This window comes from Nonomuraea composti (assembly GCF_012034275.1).
GTDB lineage: Bacteria > Actinomycetota > Actinomycetes > Streptosporangiales > Streptosporangiaceae > Nonomuraea > Nonomuraea composti.
Genome location: NZ_JAATEP010000001.1, coordinates 293,771 through 311,834 on the forward strand (window position 1 = coordinate 293,771; position 18,064 = coordinate 311,834).

17 protein-coding genes, 1 pseudogene and 1 riboswitch are annotated in these 18,064 nt (G+C 72.7%); of the genes and pseudogenes, 8 read left to right on the forward strand and 10 right to left on the reverse strand.

The window, feature by feature from the left end:
• Positions 1-46: 46 nt before the first annotated feature.
• Both HCN51_RS01335 and HCN51_RS01340 read right to left on the reverse strand, forming a co-directional pair.
• Positions 47-1,384 carry an ABC transporter substrate-binding protein gene (locus tag HCN51_RS01335; protein ID WP_168005821.1) on the reverse strand — a complete coding sequence of 446 codons (1,338 nt, stop codon included), beginning with the start codon at positions 1,382-1,384 and terminating at the stop codon, positions 47-49.
• A 618-nt stretch (positions 1,385-2,002) separates the two neighbouring features.
• Positions 2,003-2,515 (reverse strand): PadR family transcriptional regulator, encoded by a 513-nt coding sequence (locus tag HCN51_RS01340; protein WP_168005823.1) that lies wholly within the window; start codon positions 2,513-2,515, stop codon positions 2,003-2,005.
• Between the two features lie 56 nt (positions 2,516-2,571).
• Between HCN51_RS01340 and HCN51_RS01345 the strand changes: the two genes are divergently transcribed.
• The gene (locus tag HCN51_RS01345) at positions 2,572-4,014 is read left to right on the forward strand and encodes an MDR family MFS transporter (protein ID WP_346433484.1); all 1,443 of its coding nucleotides are present in this window, start codon (positions 2,572-2,574) and stop codon (positions 4,012-4,014) included.
• Here HCN51_RS01345 and HCN51_RS01350 read toward each other — a convergent pair whose 3' ends face one another.
• The gene (locus HCN51_RS01350; protein ID WP_168005827.1) at positions 4,015-5,361 is read right to left on the reverse strand and encodes a sigma-70 family RNA polymerase sigma factor; all 1,347 of its coding nucleotides are present in this window, start codon (positions 5,359-5,361) and stop codon (positions 4,015-4,017) included.
• A gap of 322 nt (positions 5,362-5,683) precedes the next feature.
• Entirely contained in the window at positions 5,684-6,124 is a 441-nt protein-coding gene (locus HCN51_RS01355) for a YciI family protein (RefSeq protein ID WP_168005829.1), read from the reverse strand.
• Positions 6,125-6,298: 174 nt separating this feature from the next.
• On the opposite strand from HCN51_RS01355, the gene HCN51_RS62050 reads away from it, so the two are divergent.
• Positions 6,299-6,706, forward strand: a complete 408-nt coding sequence (locus HCN51_RS62050) for an RNA polymerase sigma factor (protein ID WP_346433485.1) — start codon at positions 6,299-6,301, stop codon at positions 6,704-6,706.
• A gap of 64 nt (positions 6,707-6,770) precedes the next feature.
• Positions 6,771-7,130: a hypothetical protein gene (locus HCN51_RS57930; RefSeq protein WP_206066387.1), complete on the forward strand. Its 360-nt coding sequence runs from the start codon at positions 6,771-6,773 to the stop codon at positions 7,128-7,130.
• Positions 7,131-7,258: 128 nt separating this feature from the next.
• Here the strand turns inward: HCN51_RS57930 and HCN51_RS01365 are convergent, their stop codons facing one another.
• Positions 7,259-8,119: a LysR family transcriptional regulator gene (locus HCN51_RS01365; RefSeq protein ID WP_168005831.1), complete on the reverse strand. Its 861-nt coding sequence runs from the start codon at positions 8,117-8,119 to the stop codon at positions 7,259-7,261.
• Positions 8,120-8,177: 58 nt separating this feature from the next.
• On the opposite strand from HCN51_RS01365, the pseudogene HCN51_RS58830 reads away from it, so the two are divergent.
• Together HCN51_RS58830 and HCN51_RS58835 are read left to right on the forward strand one after the other, a co-directional pair.
• Positions 8,178-8,699 (forward strand): annotated as a pseudogene (locus tag HCN51_RS58830) (alpha/beta fold hydrolase); the annotation flags it as partial.
• A gap of 41 nt (positions 8,700-8,740) precedes the next feature.
• Positions 8,741-8,971 (forward strand): alpha/beta fold hydrolase, encoded by a 231-nt coding sequence (locus HCN51_RS58835; protein WP_240972380.1) that lies wholly within the window; start codon positions 8,741-8,743, stop codon positions 8,969-8,971.
• Here the strand turns inward: HCN51_RS58835 and HCN51_RS01375 are convergent, their stop codons facing one another.
• On the reverse strand, positions 8,972-9,556 hold the full coding sequence (locus HCN51_RS01375; protein ID WP_206066388.1) for a TetR/AcrR family transcriptional regulator: 585 nt from the start codon (positions 9,554-9,556) through the stop codon (positions 8,972-8,974).
• 103 nt (positions 9,557-9,659) lie between these two features.
• Between HCN51_RS01375 and HCN51_RS62055 the strand changes: the two genes are divergently transcribed.
• The gene (locus tag HCN51_RS62055) at positions 9,660-11,372 is read left to right on the forward strand and encodes an ATP-binding cassette domain-containing protein (RefSeq protein ID WP_168005842.1); all 1,713 of its coding nucleotides are present in this window, start codon (positions 9,660-9,662) and stop codon (positions 11,370-11,372) included.
• On the forward strand, positions 11,369-13,240 hold the full coding sequence (locus tag HCN51_RS01385; RefSeq protein WP_168005844.1) for an ABC transporter ATP-binding protein: 1,872 nt from the start codon (positions 11,369-11,371) through the stop codon (positions 13,238-13,240). Before HCN51_RS62055 ends, HCN51_RS01385 begins: the two co-directional genes overlap by 4 nt.
• A gap of 30 nt (positions 13,241-13,270) precedes the next feature.
• On the opposite strand, the gene HCN51_RS01390 is transcribed toward HCN51_RS01385, so the two are convergent.
• Entirely contained in the window at positions 13,271-13,828 is a 558-nt protein-coding gene (locus tag HCN51_RS01390) for a CGNR zinc finger domain-containing protein (protein WP_168005846.1), read from the reverse strand.
• An 85-nt stretch (positions 13,829-13,913) separates the two neighbouring features.
• On the opposite strand from HCN51_RS01390, the gene HCN51_RS01395 reads away from it, so the two are divergent.
• Positions 13,914-14,786, forward strand: coding sequence for an alpha/beta fold hydrolase (locus HCN51_RS01395; RefSeq protein ID WP_206066389.1), 873 nt, complete (start codon positions 13,914-13,916; stop codon positions 14,784-14,786).
• Between the two features lie 21 nt (positions 14,787-14,807).
• On the opposite strand, the gene HCN51_RS01400 is transcribed toward HCN51_RS01395, so the two are convergent.
• The 3 genes from HCN51_RS01400 to HCN51_RS01410 form a co-directional block, all read right to left on the reverse strand.
• Complete coding sequence (locus HCN51_RS01400; protein ID WP_168005850.1) at positions 14,808-15,578, reverse strand: DUF6928 family protein; 771 nt, start codon at positions 15,576-15,578, stop codon at positions 14,808-14,810.
• Between the two features lie 482 nt (positions 15,579-16,060).
• Positions 16,061-16,771 carry a CHAP domain-containing protein gene (locus HCN51_RS01405; RefSeq protein ID WP_168005852.1) on the reverse strand — a complete coding sequence of 237 codons (711 nt, stop codon included), beginning with the start codon at positions 16,769-16,771 and terminating at the stop codon, positions 16,061-16,063.
• A gap of 12 nt (positions 16,772-16,783) precedes the next feature.
• Positions 16,784-16,921: riboswitch (cyclic di-AMP (ydaO/yuaA leader) on the reverse strand.
• Between the two features lie 117 nt (positions 16,922-17,038).
• Entirely contained in the window at positions 17,039-17,992 is a 954-nt protein-coding gene (locus tag HCN51_RS01410) for a Gfo/Idh/MocA family protein (protein WP_168005854.1), read from the reverse strand.
• Between the last annotated feature and the right edge of the window lie 72 nt (positions 17,993-18,064).

Sequence of the window (18,064 nt, forward strand, 5' to 3'; positions counted from 1 at the left end):
GGCGGCAACATGCCCGGCCCGCTTCCAGGCGGGCCGGGCGGGAGGATCAGCCCGCGGCCTTCACCGCGTCGTCGACCAGCTGCTGCCAGGCCTTGTCGTAGGGGACGGAGCCGTCGTCCATACCCTGGATGACCGACTCGATGGCGTTCTTGACCTGGGCGTGCTTCACGCCGAGGAAGACCGGCTGGAGGCTCGCCGCCGACTTGGCGAAGATCTCACCGATGGGGGCGTCGTTGAAGAACTCGTTCTTCGCGCCCTGGACCGCCGGGTCCTGCTGCGCCTTCGTGTTGCTCGGCATGTTGCCGAAGTCGGTGAAGATGCTCGCCTCGGTCTGCGCCTGCGTCAGGTAGTCGGCCACCATGGCCGCTTCCTTCGGGTGCTTGCTCTGCTTCGGCACGGCCAGCCACGAGCCGCCCCAGTTGCCGCCGCCACCCGGCACCGACGCCACGTCCCACTTGCCCTTGGCGTCGTCGCCGGCGTTGCCGCTGACCACGCCCAGCATCCACGACGGGCAGCCGACCGTGGCGAACGAGCCCTTCTGGGTGCCCGTCGCCCACTCGTCGGTGAAGTTGCGCAGCTTGGCCGTCAGGCCCTGCTGGCTCATCTTCTGCGCGAAGTCGAACGCGGTCTTCACGGCCGGGTTCTTGTCGACGATGAGGTTGTTGCTCTTGTCGAAGTAGCTGACGTTGCCGTTCTTGGCGGCCTCCTGGTAGAGGACCACCTGGTACAGCGTGTTGGTGCCGTCAGCCCACTTGGTGTCCTTCACCTTGGACTGGAACTTCTTGCCGACGTTCATGAACTCGTCCCACGTCGGCCACATCGCGCTGACCTCGGTACGGTCGGTCGGCAGCCCGGCCTTCTCGAACAGGTCCTTGCGGTAGCAGAGGCTCATACCGCCGATGTCGGTACCCAGCGCGAACAGCTTGCCGTCGGCCGTGACCCCGTTCTCCCACTTCCAGGCGGGGAAGTCGGCCTTGCGCGACTCCAGGCCGTACTCCTTCAGGTCGGCCCACCACTCGGTGCGCGCCTTGGCCAGGCCCATGCCGCCCTCGTCGATGCCGACGACGTCACCCGCGCCCGTGCCCGAGGTCAGCCACTGGATCATCTGGGGCCAGTACTGCTGCTCGAACTGGTCGGTGAGGTTCTCGTGCTTGATCTGGATGTCCTTGTGCTCGGCGTTCCACTTGGCCACCGCGTTCTTGTAGCCGAAGTTCTCGCCGCCGCCGAACGTCTGCACCCGGATCGTGACCGGCTCGGCCGCGGCCGAGGAGGCGGGAGCGCTGGACTGCGGAGTACCGCCGGAGCTACAGGACGCGACGGCGAGCGCCGCCGCGGCCAGGGCCGAAGCCGCGGCAAGACCGCCGCGACGCTTGCTGATCATCATGGTGGACCCCTTCTCGGGTGAATGTTGGGGGAGTGCACCGCGGCACGCGCTCCGCCGCGGTGGGAGTCTTTGGGAGCGCTCCCACAAAGGGTGCACTCAGCGGGTGTGCACGTCAATCCCGCGAAACGTAACCGTTACCAATGGTGCAGTTTGGACTAGAGAAACTGCCTTTATGGTGATAAACCGCCCAAAGAGCCGATTGGGAGCGCTCCCACCTCAAGAGGCACGTTTCGTGTCACATCAAGGGCATGTCACCCGTACTCGCCCCCCTTTCCGCCGGTCACCGCCCCAGTCACCGCCCCAGCCGCATCGGGCCGGCCGACGGCCCGACCCCGCCGCCGGCCCTCTGCGCCACCGCGTCACGCCGGCCACCGCGTCACCCGTCACGCCCGCGGCCGCATCATCCGGCACGCCAGCTCCTGTGCCGCCCGTTATGCCAGCCCCCGCGCCGCAGAGTCACGCCCGCCACCGCATCGGCCGGCACGCCAGAGGCCGGGTCCGGTTGTGGTCCGGCTCCGGGCCGGCCACCGAACCGGTCGCCGGTCGGCTGCGTCCCCAGTGCGCGGGCCGGCCGCCGAACGGGTCGCGGGTCGGCCGGAGAGCCGTCGTGGGGGCCGGTCACTGAGCGGTGTGGCGCTTCCTGAGGTCGGCGAGGGTCTCGTCGGCCCAGGCGAGACCCGTGCGTACCTGGGCGCGCCCGAGGCTGAGCGCGTACCTGCCGAAGGAGCCTTCCGCGGGCAGGCAGTCGAGCTGCTCCAGCCGGGCCAGGTACCGCGCCCTGATCCGCTCGACCACCTTGATGGCCTGATCAGGGTCATCCAGCAGGGGCAGCAGGAACGCCTGCAGCGCCGGCTCGCTGCGGATCGTCATGCTGGGGTCGTGCTCGGCGAGCCACTCGTGCAGCTCGCGCTTCCCTTCCGCCGTGATCGTGTACGTCTTGCGCCCCCGCGCCCCCTCCGCCTCGGCCTCCACCAGCCCGTCGGCGGCCATCTTCACCAGCTCGGGATAGATCTGCGTGTGCCCGGCCTGCCAGACGTGGTTGAGCGAGTGCTCGAACTTCTTGGCCAGGTCATAGCCGCTGGCCGGTCCGACCGCCGACAGCAGCCCGAGCAGGGCGATGCGTAGGGACATGCCTGCCAGCATATCGAAGACTTGACATGTCAGGACTTACATATAACTCTTCACATGTGAAAACTGACACAAAGACTGACGGGCTCGTCCTGCTGGCCGTCCTCGGCGGCATGTTCCTCGCGATGCTCGACCAGACGATCGTGGGCACCGCCCTGCCCCGCATCACCGCCGAGCTGGGCGGCAGCGCGCTCTACACCTGGGTCGTGACCGCCTACCTGCTGACCTCCACGGTCACCGTGCCGCTCTACGGCCGGCTCTCCGACCAGCACGGCAGGAAGCCGCTGCTGCTCATCGGCATGATCGTGTTCGTGGTGGGCTCCGCCCTGTGCGGCGCGGCACAGGACATGGGGCAGCTCATCGCCTTCCGCGCCCTCCAAGGGCTGGGCGCCGGCGCGCTGCTGCCGCTGTCGCTGGCGTTGATGCTGGAGATGTTCCCGCCGACCAGCGGCCGCGGTGCCCGCACGCAGGGCGCGATCGGCGGGGTGATGGGGCTGACGTACCTGGCGGGGCCGTTCCTCGGCGGGCTGTTCACCGACCAGGCGAGCTGGCGCTGGGCCTTCTACGTGAACGTGCCCCTCGGCATCGCCCTGATCGCGATCGTCGTGCTGCGCCTGCCCAGGCGGCCGGGCACCGGCGGCGGGCGCCCCGACTACGCGGGCATCACCGTCTTCACCGTGGCCATCAGCGCCCTGCTCCTCGGCCTGACCGAGAAGGGCCTGGACGGCCACACCTGGACCGACGCCGCCGTCGCCGGGCCGATCCTGCTCGCGCTGGTGCTGCTGGCCGTGTTCGTGCTGGTGGAGCTGCGGGTGGCCGACCCGATCATGCCGATGAGCCTGTTCGCCAACCGCACGTACACGCTCGTCATGGCGACCTCGTTCTTCACCGCCTTCTGCCTGTACGCCGGCTCGGTGTTCCTGCCGCGCTTCTTCCAGCAGGCACTCGGCGTCAGCGCCACCGAGTCGGGGCTGCGGATCTACCCCATGATGCTGGCCATGGTGGGCGGCAGCGTGCTGATGGGCGCGCTCATGTCCAGGACCAGGAGGTACAAGCCGTGGCTGGCCGTCTCCCCGCTCCTGCTGATCACGGGCGCGCTGCTGTGCTCCGGCCTGAGCGTCGGGACCGGCGGGCTTGCGCTCGCCCTGTGGATGGTGCCGCTGGGCCTCGGCATCGGGCCGATGCTGTCCGGCCTGACCGTGGCCGCGCAACAGGCGGTCGAGCCGCAGTACATCGGCACCGCCTCCGCCAACCTGACCTTCTTCCGCCAGATCGGCGGCTCCGTGGCGCTGGCCATCGGCGGCACCCTCTACACCTCCGAGGTCACCGTGAGCGCCCCCGCCCACGGGCTGGCCGCCGCCCACGCCTCCGCCTCGGCGCTGGTCATCCCGGCGCTGGGCGTCGCGGGCGCGGTCATCGCCCTGGTGGCGCTGATCGCCATGCCCGACAAGCGCCTCCAGGCCCCGCCCACGCCCGCCGCCAAGGTCGAGGCCGCCGTGTGATCACGAGGACCGGCAGGCGGCGGCCCGTTCCTCCAGCAGCGCACGCTCGCGGGCGTTACGCGTCATCCCCGCCGCCCGCTCGAACTCCGACCGCGCCTCCGCCGCCCGTCCCAGCTTGACCAGCAGATCGCCGCGCACGCTCGGCAGCAGGTGATAGCCCTTGAGCGACGGCTCGTCCACGATCTGGTCGAGCAGCTCCAGCCCGGCCGCCGGGCCGTAGGCCATCGACAGGGCCACGGCCCGGTTCAGCTCCACGACGGGCGAGCGCGACATCCTGGCCAGCGCCTCGTACAGCTCCGCGATCCGGACCCAGTCGGTGTCCTCGGGGGTGATCGCGCGCGCGTGACAGGCGGCGATGGCCGCCTGCAGCGTGTACGCCCCCAGCCCGCTCCCCGGCTTCCCCATCCAAATCTCCGCCGATTCCCGGGCCCGTCCGTCCGGAAGGGCCCGTCCGTCCGGAAGTATCCCCGCCGGCCCTTCCGCCTTCCCCGCCGCCAGCTTCTCCGCCCGGTCGAGGGCGGCCAGGCCGCGGCCGATGAGCAGGCGGTCCCAGCGGGTCCGGTCCTGCTCCAGCAGCAGGACCGGCTCTCCGGAGGGGCCGACGCGGGCCGCCGAACGGGACGCCTGGATCTCCATGAGCGCGACCAAACCGTGCACCTCGGGCTCCTTGGGCATCAGCCCGGCCAGCACCCGGCCCAGCCGCAACGCGTCCGCACACAAACCGGGACGCATCCAGTCGTCGCCCGCCGTCGCGGAGTACCCCTCGTTGAAGATCAGGTAGATGACCTCCAGCACCGACGACAGCCGCCCCGCCAGCTCGGCGCCCTGCGGCACCTCGAACGGGACCCGCTTGTCGGCCAGCGTGCGCTTGGCCCGCACGATGCGCTGCGCCACGGTGGGCTCCGGCACCAGGAACGCCCGCGCGATCTCGTCGGTGCTCAGCCCGCCGAGCACGCGCAACGTCAACGCCACCCTGGCCTCCATCGACAGCGCCGGATGGCAGGCCGTGAACACCAGCCGCAACAGGTCGTCCTCGATCTCGTCGACCTCGGGCAGCTCCTCCTCCAGGTCGAGGCGATGGCCGAGCTCGGCGAGGTTGCGCTGCAGGCGTTCGTTCCTGCGGATCAGGTCGATGGCGCGGCGCTTGGAGACGGTCATCAGCCAGGCGCCGGGATTGCGCGGCACCCCCGACTCCGGCCACTGCTCCAGGGCGGCGACCAGCGCATCCTGAGCCAGCTCCTCGGCCAGGCCGACGTCACGCACGAGCCCGGCGAGGCCGGCGATGAGCCGCGCGGCCTCGATCCGCCAGACCGCCTCGATCGCCCGATGGGTGTCCACAGCCGTCACCGGCCCATGAGACCAGCCCCACCCACCCCCACGCAACCACCCCCACCCCGAACCCGCCTCCCAGCCCAGCCCCTCCCACCCGTCCCGAGGCTCAGCCCCTCCCACCGATCTCCCGGCCCAGCCCCTCCCATCCGTCTTCCGGCGTAGGCGCTTTCCGCGTGGCGGATCTGATCTCCCGGCCCAGCCCCTTCCACCCGTCTCCCGGCGTAGGCGCTATCCGCCTGACCGGATCTCGTCTCCCCCCGGACCCACCCTGCCCGGCTTGGGCGCCCCGCCCAGCCTCCGCCCTTCACCAGGCCGCTCTGGTGGGGCGCCTGCCGGTTCAGGCGTCCGGGGTGTCCACGCCGAGGCGTTCGCGGAGCGCCTCTTCGCGGGCGCGCTCCTGCGGTGGCAGCGAGTCGTCCGGTACGTCCGCCGCGTCGAACACCCGCCACACGTCCAGCCCGACCCCCTCGGCCCCGGGCGGGACGGGCAGCCGCAGGGCCCACTCGATGGCCTCTTCCCGTGACTTGACCTGGATCAGCCAGAACCCGGCGATCAGCTCCTTGGCCTCGGTGAACGGCCCGTCGATCACGTTCGCCTTCCCGTCGCTGTAGGCGATCCGGGCGCCGTACGAGCTGGGGTAGAGCCCCTCGCCGGCCAGCAGCACCCCCGCCTTGGTCAGCGCCTCGTTGTAGGCGTGCATGTTGTCGACCAGTTCCTGACTGGGAAGCTCCCCGGCTTCGGTCTCGGCGCTCGCCCTGCCGACGATCATGAACTTCATCGCTGTCGCGTCTCCTTCGGCTCGTTACCGGCTCTCACCGACGCGTCGAACGACGGCGGCGCGAATCGACAGTGCGGGGAAAACCGCACGGGGCCCATCCTCCCGCCTGTCACAGCCATCACAAAGCCGGACATCTGCCCTCACGTGAGATTTCCGGAGCAGAAGGAAGATGACGTGGGAGCAGCCGAGCGGCGGCGTTTCGAAGAGCTCTACACGGAGCACTACGGGGCCGTCTCCGCCTACGTCCACCGCCGCACCGACCATCCCGATGACACCGCGGACCTGCTCGCGGAGACGTTCACGACGGTCTGGCGGCGGCTCGGCGACCTGCCGCCCGGCGACCAGGCCAGGCTCTGGCTGTACGGGGTCGCCCGGCGCGTGCTGGCCAACCACCGGCGCGGCCAGTCCCGCAGAACGGCCCTGGCCCAGCGCCTGCGCGACGAACTGGCCGCCTGGCGGCCACCCCCGGCCCAGGCACCGCCGCCTGGCAGCCACCCCCGGCCCAGGCACCGCCGGACGGGGTGCCGCACGGGGTGCGGGAAGCGTTCGCCCGCCTGGCGGACGCCGACAGGGAGGTGCTGACGCTCGTCGTCTGGGAGGAACTCGGCATCGCGGAGATCGCGACGGTGCCGGGCTGCTCTCCCGAATGGCCGCCCGCCAGCGCCTGCACCGCGCCCGGGTCGAGGTCATGCGGCACGGGCATCCGGTGATTCCCGCGTCCGGGCGGGAGGTGACGTTCACCCAGCAGGTACGCGGAGGCCGCCTGTACGTGATCCCCTCCGACGCCCGGCCGCTGCTCGCCGCCGGATCGTTCGATCAGCGCCTGTTCGACGTCACCCAGTCGCTCCAGTGGGGCTACGGCGACGCGGGCCGTGCGGACCTTCCGTTGATCGCCGAGGGCTTGGACATCCGGGGAACCCGTAAGGTCAGGTCGCTCACGGGGCTCGGCATGACCGCGTTGCGCGTGCCCAAGGCCGTCGGTGCGGCTGGAGGCGTCCGCCGATGACGGCAGGACGTGGCGTCCCGTGCCGGTCGAAGCGTCGGGGAAGGGCTGGGTGGCGACGGTGCGCAACCTGGGGGAGCGGGGGTTCGTGTCGCTGCGGGCCGAGGCGACGGGCCCGTCCGGGTCGATGCTCACGCAAAGGCGGCCAGCTCGTCCAGGAACGCGCGCGCCGTCGGCGCGCAGTCCTCCAACGAGGGGACGGCCAGCGCCAGCGACCGCGTCAGCCCCGGCTCCAGCGGCCGGGTGACCACCCCGGGCAGGCCGGCGGGCAGGCCGAGCGTCGGCACGATGCTGACGCCCAGCCCCGCGCCCACCATCTCCAGGATGGCGGCCGGCCCGCTGGCCTCGAACGCGATGTCCAGGCCGACCCCGGCCGCCAGCGCCGCGCCCGTGATCAGCGGCCGGCAGCCGGCGGTGGTCAGGATGAACGGCCGCCCGGCCAGGTCGGGCAGCCGCACGGCAGGTTGGTCGGCGAGCCGGTCGCCGGACGGCAGCACGCACACCATGTCGTGCGTGCTGAGGTGCACGGTGTGCAGGCCGGGGGCGGGGAGGGTGACCACCCCGACCTCGGCCGCGCCGTGCCGCAGCCAGGCGCGCACGTCATCGTCCATGCCCTCGAACAGGCGCACCTTGACCTGCGGGTAGCGGTCGGTGAACGCGCGCAGCAGCCGGGCGACGAGCGTGCCCGTGGCGCTGGGCAGGCTGGCCAGGCGCAGCTCGCCGGTGATCCGGCCGCTGGCGGCGGCCACGTCGGCGCGGATGAGGTCGAAGTGGCGCAGCGCCTCGCGGGCCCGGGCGTGCGCGCGCCGGCCGGCCTCGGTGAGGGCGATGCCGTCACGATGGCGGACGAACAGGGCCGCGCCCAGCTCCCGCTCCAGGCTCGCGACCGCGCGGCTGACGGCGGGCTGCGACATGCCCAGCAGCTCGGCCGCGGCGGTGAACCCGCCCTGCTCGGCCACCTCGACGAGCACTCTGAGCTGCGTCAACGTCATACCGCCATACCCTATTTGGTATTTGACCGGGCAGGTCCCAGAACATCATGGTTATGCCATGTCAACGCGAACGACGATCGAGGTCGACGGGCGTCAGGCCAGCTATCTGACGGCCGGCGCGGGCCCGGCGGTGTTGCTGCTGCACGGCACGTACTGGAGCAGGGTGTGGGAGCCGGTGCTCGACCGGCTGGCCGCGGCCGGGCTGCGGCCCGTCGCGGTCGATCTTCCGGGGCTGGGGCGCTCGGAGGGCGAGCTGACGCCGGAGACGGCCACCGTGCCGGCGCTGGCCGCCTGGGTGGGCCGCTTCGCCGCGGCGATCGGCGCGGACGAGCCGCTGGCGGTGGCGGGCCACGACATCGGGGGCGCGATCGCCCAGCACCTGCTCGCGGGCGGGGTGGCGAAGGTGCGGGGGCTGGCGCTGGTGAACTCCGTCACGTACGACTCGTGGCCGGTGCCCGCCGTGGCGCGGTACCGCGACCCGGAGGTGGTGGCCGCCACGACCGTGGACGAGCTGCTGGCCGCGCGGCGTACCGCGGTCACCACCGCGCTGGGCCGGCCCGCGACGGAGGAGGAGCTGGCCGGCTACCTCGACCCCTGGCGCGACCCGCGGGTCTGCCGGTCGTGGATGAGGCTCGCCGGCGCCGCCGACAGCCGCTGCGCGCCGACCGCACGCCGAAGCTGCTGGTGTGGGGGGAGGACGACCCGTTCCAGCAGGTGCACTACGCCGAACGGTTCGCCGCCGAGATGCCGGGGACGCGGCTCGTGCGCGTCCCGTCGGCCGGGCACATCCCCATGGAGAACGATCCGGAGCGGGTGGCGGGGGCGCTGGCCACCTTCTTCCTCGCTCTCTGATCAGCGGTCGAGGGCGGCGATCGCGTCAAGGACCCGCTCCCGGGCCACGTACGGCGGGGTGAGATCGATGAGCACGTACGCGGCCAGCCCCTCCGCCAGCGCCACCAGAGAGAGCGCCGCCTCCATGTCGGGCCGGCCGGGATCGACGAGGGCGGCGACGCGGCGGTGGAGGTCGTCGTAGAGGACGCGCAGGCGGGCCGCGATGCGCTCGTCGGCGAAGGCCAGGGCGTGGAACGACTGGCGGACGCGCATGTGGGCCCGGGTGGCGGCGTCGTACGGGATGAGCTCGGTGAGGACGGTGGTGAGCACCTCGCGCGGGTCGGCGTCGCCGAGGTCACGGCCGACGAGCCGCCGGATGCGGGCGGCGCTCAGGGCGTTGCCGCGGTCGAAGGCCGCCTCGATGAGCTGCTGCTTCGCCGGGAAGTAGTGCTGGACGCGGCCGGGGGAGATGCCGGCCTCGGCGGCGACCTCGGCGAGGGAGACGGCGGCCAGGCCGCGGTCGGCGACGATGGCGAGCACGGCGTCGGCGATCTGGTTGCGCCGCTCCTCGTGGTGGGCTCCGCGGCCGCGGGTCCGCCGTTCCAACCGTTCGCCGCCTTTTCGATGTGATCCCATTGGATTGACTCGGCCAGTCTAGCCGGGTTACGGTCGCGTGCATGACAAACCGATGTGATCGCATTGGATTGTGGTGAGCGCCCGGGACGCGGGGGGCCCGCTCGCCCTCGCCAGGCTGCTGCCGCTGGCCGGGATGCGCCTGTTGGCGCCGTTCCTGGTGCTCGGCGCGGGGGCGGCGGTGCTGGGCCCGCTCAGCACCGTCCCGCTCGGGCGGCTGGTCGCGGGTGGCGGCTTCGGCGCGCTGAGCGCGTTGCTGCTGATGCTGCTCGCGCAGGAGCTCTGCACCGCCATGCGCGAGCCCGCCGGAGCCGCCGTGGCCCGCCGCGTGGACGGGGTGCTGCGGGCCCGCGTGCGCGCGGCGGCGGCCGCCATGCCGCCGGCCCGTCTGGAAGATCCGCGGGTCCAGGCCGACCTGCGGCTCGCACTCCGCGGGCACCGTGGCCGTACTGCGGGGGCGGCGGCGGTGGCCGTGGCGGGCGAGGCGGGCCGGCTGGCGTCGGCGGTGGCGGGCGCGGCGATCCTGTCGGTGCACGTGTGGTGGCTCGGGACCGCCGCGCTCGCACTCTCCGCGGCCCAGAACCGGCGGATCGCCACCATACTGGTCGGTCCCGGGGGAGTGGACGCGGTGGGCGAGGCCGGGCAGGCGCGGCGGCGGGCCGACTACCTGGCCGATCTGGCCGGTGGGCCTGGTGGTGCCGCGAAGGAGATGCGCGTCTTCGGGCTGGAGGCGTTCCTCGTCGGGCGTTACGTGGCGGCGATGCGGGCCTACCTCGCCCCGCGGGTGCGCAGGCGGCGGTCGGTGGTGCGCGGCTACGGGTGGGTGCTCGGGGTCCAGGCGGTCTCGGCGTGCGGCACGTTCGCCGTGCTGGGCCTGCACGCGGCCGCGGGGCGGCTCGGGGCGGGGGAGCTGGCGGGGTGCGTGGTGGCCGCCCTGCTGGTCTTCGCGTACGGGGCGGGCGGCCACCACATGTTCGACCTCGCTCACGGCGCCGAGCCGTACCGCGCCGTCACCCGCCTCCTGAAGCCCGTCCCCGCGCCGGCACTCGCACGGACGGGCGGCTTCGCCCTCACCGGCGTGACCTTCACCTACCCGCACGCTCCCGCCCCGGTGCTGGAGCACCTCGGCCTCCAGGTGCGCCCCGGGGAGCGGCTGGCCGTCGTCGGACGCAACGGCGCAGGCAAGACCACCCTCGCCAAGCTGCTCACCGGCCTCTACACCCCCACGTACGGCAGCGCCACCACCTCCCCGGCGGCCGTCGTGTTCCAGGACTTCGTCCGCTATCCGCTGCCGCTGCGCGACAACGTCCGCCTCGGCGACCCCGCCTTCGCCGGCACGGACGCCGACGTGCTCGCCGCGCTGACGGCGGTCGACGCCCTCGACCTGCTGCACACCCTTCCCGCCGGCCTCGACACGCCGCTGTCGCGCGCCTTCACCGGCGGGCGCGACCTGTCCGGCGGGCAGTGGCAGAAGGTGGCGCTGGCGCGGGCCGTGTACGCCATGAACGCCGGCCGCGACCGCGCCCTCATCGTGGACGAGCCCACCGCCCACCTCGACGCCCGCGCCGAACGCGAGGTCTTCGAGCGGCTCCTGCACCACACCCGGGGGCGCACGCTGGTGCTCATCTCCCACCGCTTCGCCACCGTCCGCCGCGCCGACCGGATCGTCGTCCTGGACGGCGGCGCGGTCGCCGAGCAGGGCGGCCACGCCGAGCTGGTGGCGGCGGGCGGCCACTACGCGCACTGGTACCGCCTCCAGGCCGACCTGATCACGAGGAGCGACCCATGACCGATCCCTCGGACGGCCCCGAGCGACCCTCCGGCCGGGGGCGGGTGACCGGCACCGCGACGTGGGGCACGCTCCGCACGCTGCTCGTCCTCGCCTGGCGGACGGATCGGCGGGCCGGGCTCGTCCTGGCCGCGTTCCTCCTGTGCGGCGCGGTCAGCCACGGCCTGGTGGGCGTCTTCCTGCGCGAGCTGACCGACACGATCTTCACGGGGGCGGTGGCGGGGGCCGCCGGGCTGGAGGCCGGGCTGTGGGCGCTGGCGGCCGGGGGCGCGTTGGCGGCGGGTGTCGCGTTCGGGCGGGCCGAGCTGGCGCTGATGCAGGAACTGGCCGAGCGGATGGGCGTCGCCGTCCAGGAGGAGATCCTGACCCTGACCTCGGGCGTGCCCACGATCGAGCACCTGGAGCGCCCCGAACACCTCGACCGGTTGCGGACGCTGCGCGAGGAGAGCTGGCAGCTCTACTTCGCCGTGTGGGCGCTGGCCCTGGTGGTGGAGCACGCGGCGCAGATCGGGCTCGGGGTGGCGCTGCTGGCCGCGGTGCATCCGCTGCTGCCGCTCCTGCTCGGCGGCGCCGTCCTGCCGTCCCTGCTGGTACGAGGCCGCGCGGCCCGGCACATCGACGCCGCCGCCGAACGGACCGCCGAGACCACCCGGCTGGAGCAGCACCTGTCCGAGACGGTCACGGACGCGGAGCCGGCCAAGGAGGTGCGCCTCAGCGGCGCCGCCCCCGCCCTGGACGGGATGGCCCGCCGGCACTGGGAGGAGGTGTCCGGCGTCCAGGCGCGGGCCGGGGTGCGTGCGGGGCTGCTCACGTTCGCCGGCTCGGCCACGTTCCTGGCCGGGTACGTCGCCGCGCTCGGCCACACCGCCTGGCTGGCGCGGCAGGGCCTGGCCACCGCGGGGGACCTCGTGCTGGTGGCGACGGTCGGCGTGCAGTTCGTCACCCAGGCGTCCCGGCTGGCCTTCCACTTCGGTTCGGTCACCGCGGGCCTGCGTGCCGCCGCCCGCCTGGCCTGGCTACGCGCCTACGCGAACGATCCCCGGGTCGGCGACCGCCGGCCCGTGCCGCGCCCGCTCGCCCCTGCCCTGCCCGATCGGCTGGACGACGGCATCACCCTGCACGGGGTGTCGTTCGCCTACCCGGGCACCACCCGTCAGGTCCTTCACGACCTCGACCTGCGCCTGCCGGCCGGAGCCACGGTCGCCCTGGTCGGCTCGCACGGATCGGGCAAGACCACCCTCGCCAAGCTCCTGTGCGGCCTCTACCACCCCGACCACGGTGAGATCCGCGCGGACGGCGTCCCCCTCCACGACCTGCCCCCGCAGGCGTGGCGGCGGCGCATCAGCGCCGTGTTCCAGGACCTGGCGCGTTTCGAGCTGACCGCCGCCGAGACGGTCGGCGTCGGGGACCTGCCCCGCCTCGGCGACCGCCGCGCCGTGGAGGACGCCCTGGCCCGCGCGGGCGCCACCGGTCTGATCGCGGACCTGCCCGACGGCCTGTCCACGGAGCTGGGCGACACCTTCGAGCGTGGACACCGCCTGTCCGGCGGGCAGTGGCAGCGGCTCGCCCTGGCCCGCGCCTCGATGCGCCGCTCCCCGCTCCTCCTCGTCCTGGACGAGCCGACGGCCTCGCTCGACGCCCTGGCCGAGAGCGCTGTCTTCGCCCGCTACGCCGAGGCGGCCCGCCGCCACGCGGGCGCCGTCACCCTCCTGATCACCCACCGCTTCCCGACGGTGCGCACGGCGGACCTGATCGTCGTCCTGGACGCCGGCCGCATCGTCCAGCAGGGCACCCACGACGCCCTCATGGCCCGCCCCGGCCCGTACGCCGATCTGTACGCCATCCAGCGCGCCGCCTTCACCGGCTGAGCCGCGCCGGCGGCACCGACGTGCGCTCGTTCAGGCGGAGGGCTTGTGTCGTCGGTAGTGGCGGGCGACGCGGACGCGGTTTCCGCAGCGGGCGGCCGAGCACCAGCGGCGGCGCGGGTGGGCGGGCAGGAACAGCATGACGCAGTCGTCCGCCTCGCACTCGCGCACGTTCGTGACCGCCGGATCGGCCAGCAGCTCGGCGGCGGCCTCGGCCAGCCAGGCGGCCAGCCGCTCCCCGGCGGACCCGTCGGCGCGGCGGCGGGTGGCGCGGACGGTGGTGCCGGACCAGGTCAGCTCGGTGATGGCGGGGGCGGTGCGCTGGGCCTGGTTGAGTGCGGCGAGATCGGCCGCCGCGGGCTCGGCGCCGCGCCTGACGCGGTCGAGGGCTCGCGCCGTGTGCTCGCGGACCCGCCGCACGGCCTTCAGGTCGCCCTCGGTCAGCTCTCCGACGTGCGGAAGCCGGTCGGACTGGAGGCGTAGCCACGCCCGCAGCTCGTCGGGTGTGGAGAGCAGATCGCCGATGGCCGTGCGCGTGTTGACCAGGTCGAGAGCCAGCGGCTCCCCGGTCAGCGGTCCGAGCTCGCTCATGTCTCTAATGGTACATCCCGCTATTGACCCATTAGAAGGATCCGCGCTATACCTAATGCATCATCCACCGGAGAAGGAATTAGGCATGCTGCCCACGGTCCCGCGCATCACGCACCACCACGTCGACATCGACGGGGTCGACGTCTTCTACCGGGAGTCGCACCCCGACCGCCCCGACGCCCCCGTGCTCCTGCTCCTGCACGGCTTCCCGTCCGCCTCGCACCAGTTCCGGCGCCTCATGGACGTCCTCGGCGCCCGCTACCGGCTGATCGCCCCCGACTATCCCGGTTTCGGCCACACCCGGGCGCCCGGCGGCTTCACGTACACCTTCGACCGGCTCGCCGACGTCACGGAGGGCTTCGTGCGGCGGCTCGGGCTGACCCGCTTCGTCATGTACGTCTTCGACTTCGGCGCGCCGGTCGGCTTCCGGCTGGCGGAGCGGCACCCGGAGTGGATCGCGGGCCTGGTGGTGCAGAACGGCAACGCCTACACCGAGGGCCTGTCCGACGGCGCCAGGGACTTCGTCGCCCTGCGCCCCGAGACCCCGGGAGCCGAGGGGACGATCCGCGACCTGCTCACCCTGGACGGCACCCGGCGCCAGTACGAGACCGGCGTCCCCGACCCGGCGGTGATCGCCCCCGACGGCTGGACGCTCGACCAGCACTTCCTCGACCTGCCGGGCCGCAAGGAGGCCCAGGTGGCGCTGGCCTTCGACTACCACACCAACGTGGAGCGGTACGGAATCTGGCAGGAGTGGCTGCGCACGCACACCCCGCCGGCGCTCATCACGTGGGGCGCCGACGACCCGTTCTTCCCCGAGCCGGGAGCCCGCGCCTACCTGCGCGACCTGCCCGAGGCCGAGCTGCACCTGTTCGCGACGGGACACTTCGCGCTGGAGACGCACCTGGCGGAGATCGCGCCGCTCATCGCCGATTTTCTCGACCGGGTGTGGAGCTGACCGGCGCGCTCGGGGGAGCTGTCAGCCGAGGTCGTCCCAGCCGACCTCCTTGAGTGAGCCGTCGGGCTGGGGGCGGAAGATGCGCGGCTCGCCCATCCGCGCCACCAGGGCCTCGAACTCGGCGCGCCGCTCCTCGGGCGTGGGCCCGTCGGGGTCGATGACGGTGAAGCCGAGCAGCTCCACCTCCTCCGCGTCCACGTCGCCGGGCTCGACCGTGCCCTCGATGGTGAAGCCGAGCAGCTCGCGCAGCGCGTCCTCGCCCAGCTCGAGCGGGTGGAACGGCAGCGGGTACGGCTCTTCGTCCGGCTCGTCGGGGGTGGGCGGGACGGGGTGCTCGCCGTTCCAGTAGGGCAGTTCGAACGGGTACGGCTCGCCGACGTTCTCGATGATGCCGTTGCCGGGGGAGAGGCTGAGGGAGCGGACGAGGCGGCCGTCCTCCCAGACGGCGAAGGCGAGCCAGTCGACGACGCTGTGCATGGCGTGCAGCACGAGCCGGCGGCCCTCACTCGCCGCCACCAGGTGGGCGGGGAGCTGCGAGGGGTGGTCGAGCATGAAGTGCGCGCAGCAGATGAGGTCGACGCCGGGGAAGCTGGTCGCGTAGGCGAGGTCGTCGGGCGGGCGGATGTCGTCGAACAGCGTGCCGGGCTCGGCCGGGGAGATGCGCCAGCCGGGGAAGGAGCGCTCGATCAGGGCGGCGGTGGCGGCCGCGTCGGGGCGGGCGGGGGTGCGGAGCAGGCGGGGGAGTGGGGTGTCGGAGGAGGAGTAGGCGATGACGCCGGTCTTGGCTCCCATGCGGGTCTCCGGGGGGTGAGTGCTCAGAACAACCTCGGAAGAAGCAAGGTAGCGAGCCGCTCCGACAGAACCGGCCCGCCCGACCCGGGACCGGCCCGCCCGACCCGGGACCGGCCCGCCCGACCCGGGACCGGCCCGCTCGACCGCAGCCACGCCGCCCGACCGTAACCGCGCTGCCCGGCGCAACGGTGCTGCCTGGCGCAACGGCGCTGCCCGGCACAGCGAAGATCCTGGTCGAGGCGGGTGGGTGGCGCTGTGCCTGGTCGGCCGGTTGGCGAGGTGGCCGGGCAGCGTGGCGCGCCGCCCGGCACGGTCCGGCGGTGAGACCCCGGCAACGCGCGAGCCGTGGCGCGCCGCCCGGCGCGGCGCGGCCCCCCGGAAGACCCCGGCAACGCGCGAGCGCGCGTCCCCCGGTGGGGACGCGCGCTCGTGAGCGTCACATGGAAGGTGAAGGGCGGGCGATCAGGCCCTGGAACGTTCCGTCAGCCGGCGTACTGCGGGTACCCGTACCCGACGACCTGCGACTTCGGCCGGATGCGCTCCTCGACCTTGCCGTTGCCGGTGTTGCCCTCGATGGTGGAGATGGTGCCGTTCTGGTTGTCCTTGACGACGAACCCGACGTGCTGGATGTCGCTCAGGCTCTTGCCGCCGCTCCAGGAGAAGAACACGACGGCGCCGGGCTTGGCGACGGTGCCCCAGCGGTGGTTGGCGGCGAACCACTTGGCGTGGGCGACGGTGTAGGCGTCCCAGCCGACCTGCGGGCGGGCGCCGGTCTGCTCACCGACCCAGGAGACGAACATCGAGCACCAGGCGGCGTTCAGGTACGCGGTGCGGCTGCCGCCGTCGCGGGCGACGGTTTCGGCGGCGCGCTGGGAGTTGGCGTACCACTGCTGGAACTTGGTGCCGCCGCCGGCGGCGTTCTCGGAGGTGCCGACCTGGGCCCTGGCCATGGCGAGGACCTGGTCAGCGGTAACGTTGATCTTGGTCTCGGCGCGGTCGTCCGCCGAGCCGGCCTTGTGGGCGGCGAGGGCGGTGGCCGGGTGCTTCGCGGCGGTGGCCGCGGCGACGCCCGTGGCGGTGTCGGCGTTGGCCGTCATGGCGTTGACGCCGAGGGCCGAGGCGAGGACGGTGGCGCCGAGGGCGGCGCGGGCGATGTTGGTCTTCGAGACAGCGTTGATACGGTGCTTGGCCATCGAGGGAGGTGCTCCTTGCTTCCATGCCGCTTACCGGGTTAGCTGACGGGCTCGGGCGTGGAAGCTGCCCTACGGCACCGGAGTGCCGATTCGCCCCAAAGGACCTGGGTCCCCGGTTCCGCCTGAAGGCGGATTCAGCGGTCGCAGGACGATCCTGCGATCTTTCGTGCGATGGTCTGACATAGCCGGACAAACCGGACGTATGTCCCGATGTGCCCCATAAGGTAATACATGAGGCAAGAGGATTACAAATCCATAAAAGCCCAGCTAGGCAATCTGCCTGCGAGCGTCGGCCAGAAGCCCCATCATGGCAAGGGATTCGTCAAGAGGCATGATCGAGGATTCGGTCCTGCCTTCGGCCACTGCGGCGCGGACTTCGCGGATCTCTCCGGCATATCCGTTGTCGGCCGGATCGAGCACATGCTCTTCCGGCTCCATGGAGGGCCCGGTGAGAACGATCCGCTGCGGAGCCCAGAACGGCGCCTGGAGGTCCGCCCGCATCTGAGTACCTACAACACTGGCCTGGTTCGGGTAATTCCCGAGCAATGAGGCCGCCACGAGAGCGTGCCTGCCGCCGGGGTAGAGCAAAACGCCGGCCGCCTCCGCGTCCACCCCGCTGGGGGCCAGGGAGCCGGTGACGCGCAGGCCGGAAGGCATGCCGAGGAGGAGCTGGGCCAGCCCGAACGGGTAGATCCCGAGGTCGAGCAGCGCTCCGCCGCCCAGCTCGGGAGCCCAGAGGCGGTGCGCCGGGTCGTAGGGCGCCGCGAAGCCGAACGACGCCTGCACCGAGCGGATCTCGCCGAAGCGCGGATCGTCCGCGATGCGCCGGACGAGCGGGTTGAACCGCATCCACATGGCTTCCATCAGGAAGACGCCCGCCTCGCGCGCCAGCCGCACCATCTTCTCCGCGTCCTGCACGGTGGCGGCGAGGGGCTTCTCGCAGAGCACGGCTTTACCTGCGGCGATGGCCGCCTCGGCCACCTGGAGGTGCTGCGCGTGCGGGGTGGCCACGTAGATCGCGTCCATCCCCGGGTCGGCGCACAACTCCTCGTAGGAGCCGTACGCCGACTCCGCCTCCAGCGTGGCGGCCAGGGCCCGCGCCCTGGCCAGGCTCCGTGAGCCGACGGCGGCCACCCGCATGCCCGGCTCCGCCACGATGGCGGCCCCCACGGTGCGGGCGATACCGCCGGTGGCCGCAATTCCCCAAGTGAAATCTCGCATCCGGAGATGTTATAGGGGAGGTAAAGGGCAATATGTCATTAAAGGGCGCGGCGTCACCCGTGCCACGCCTGT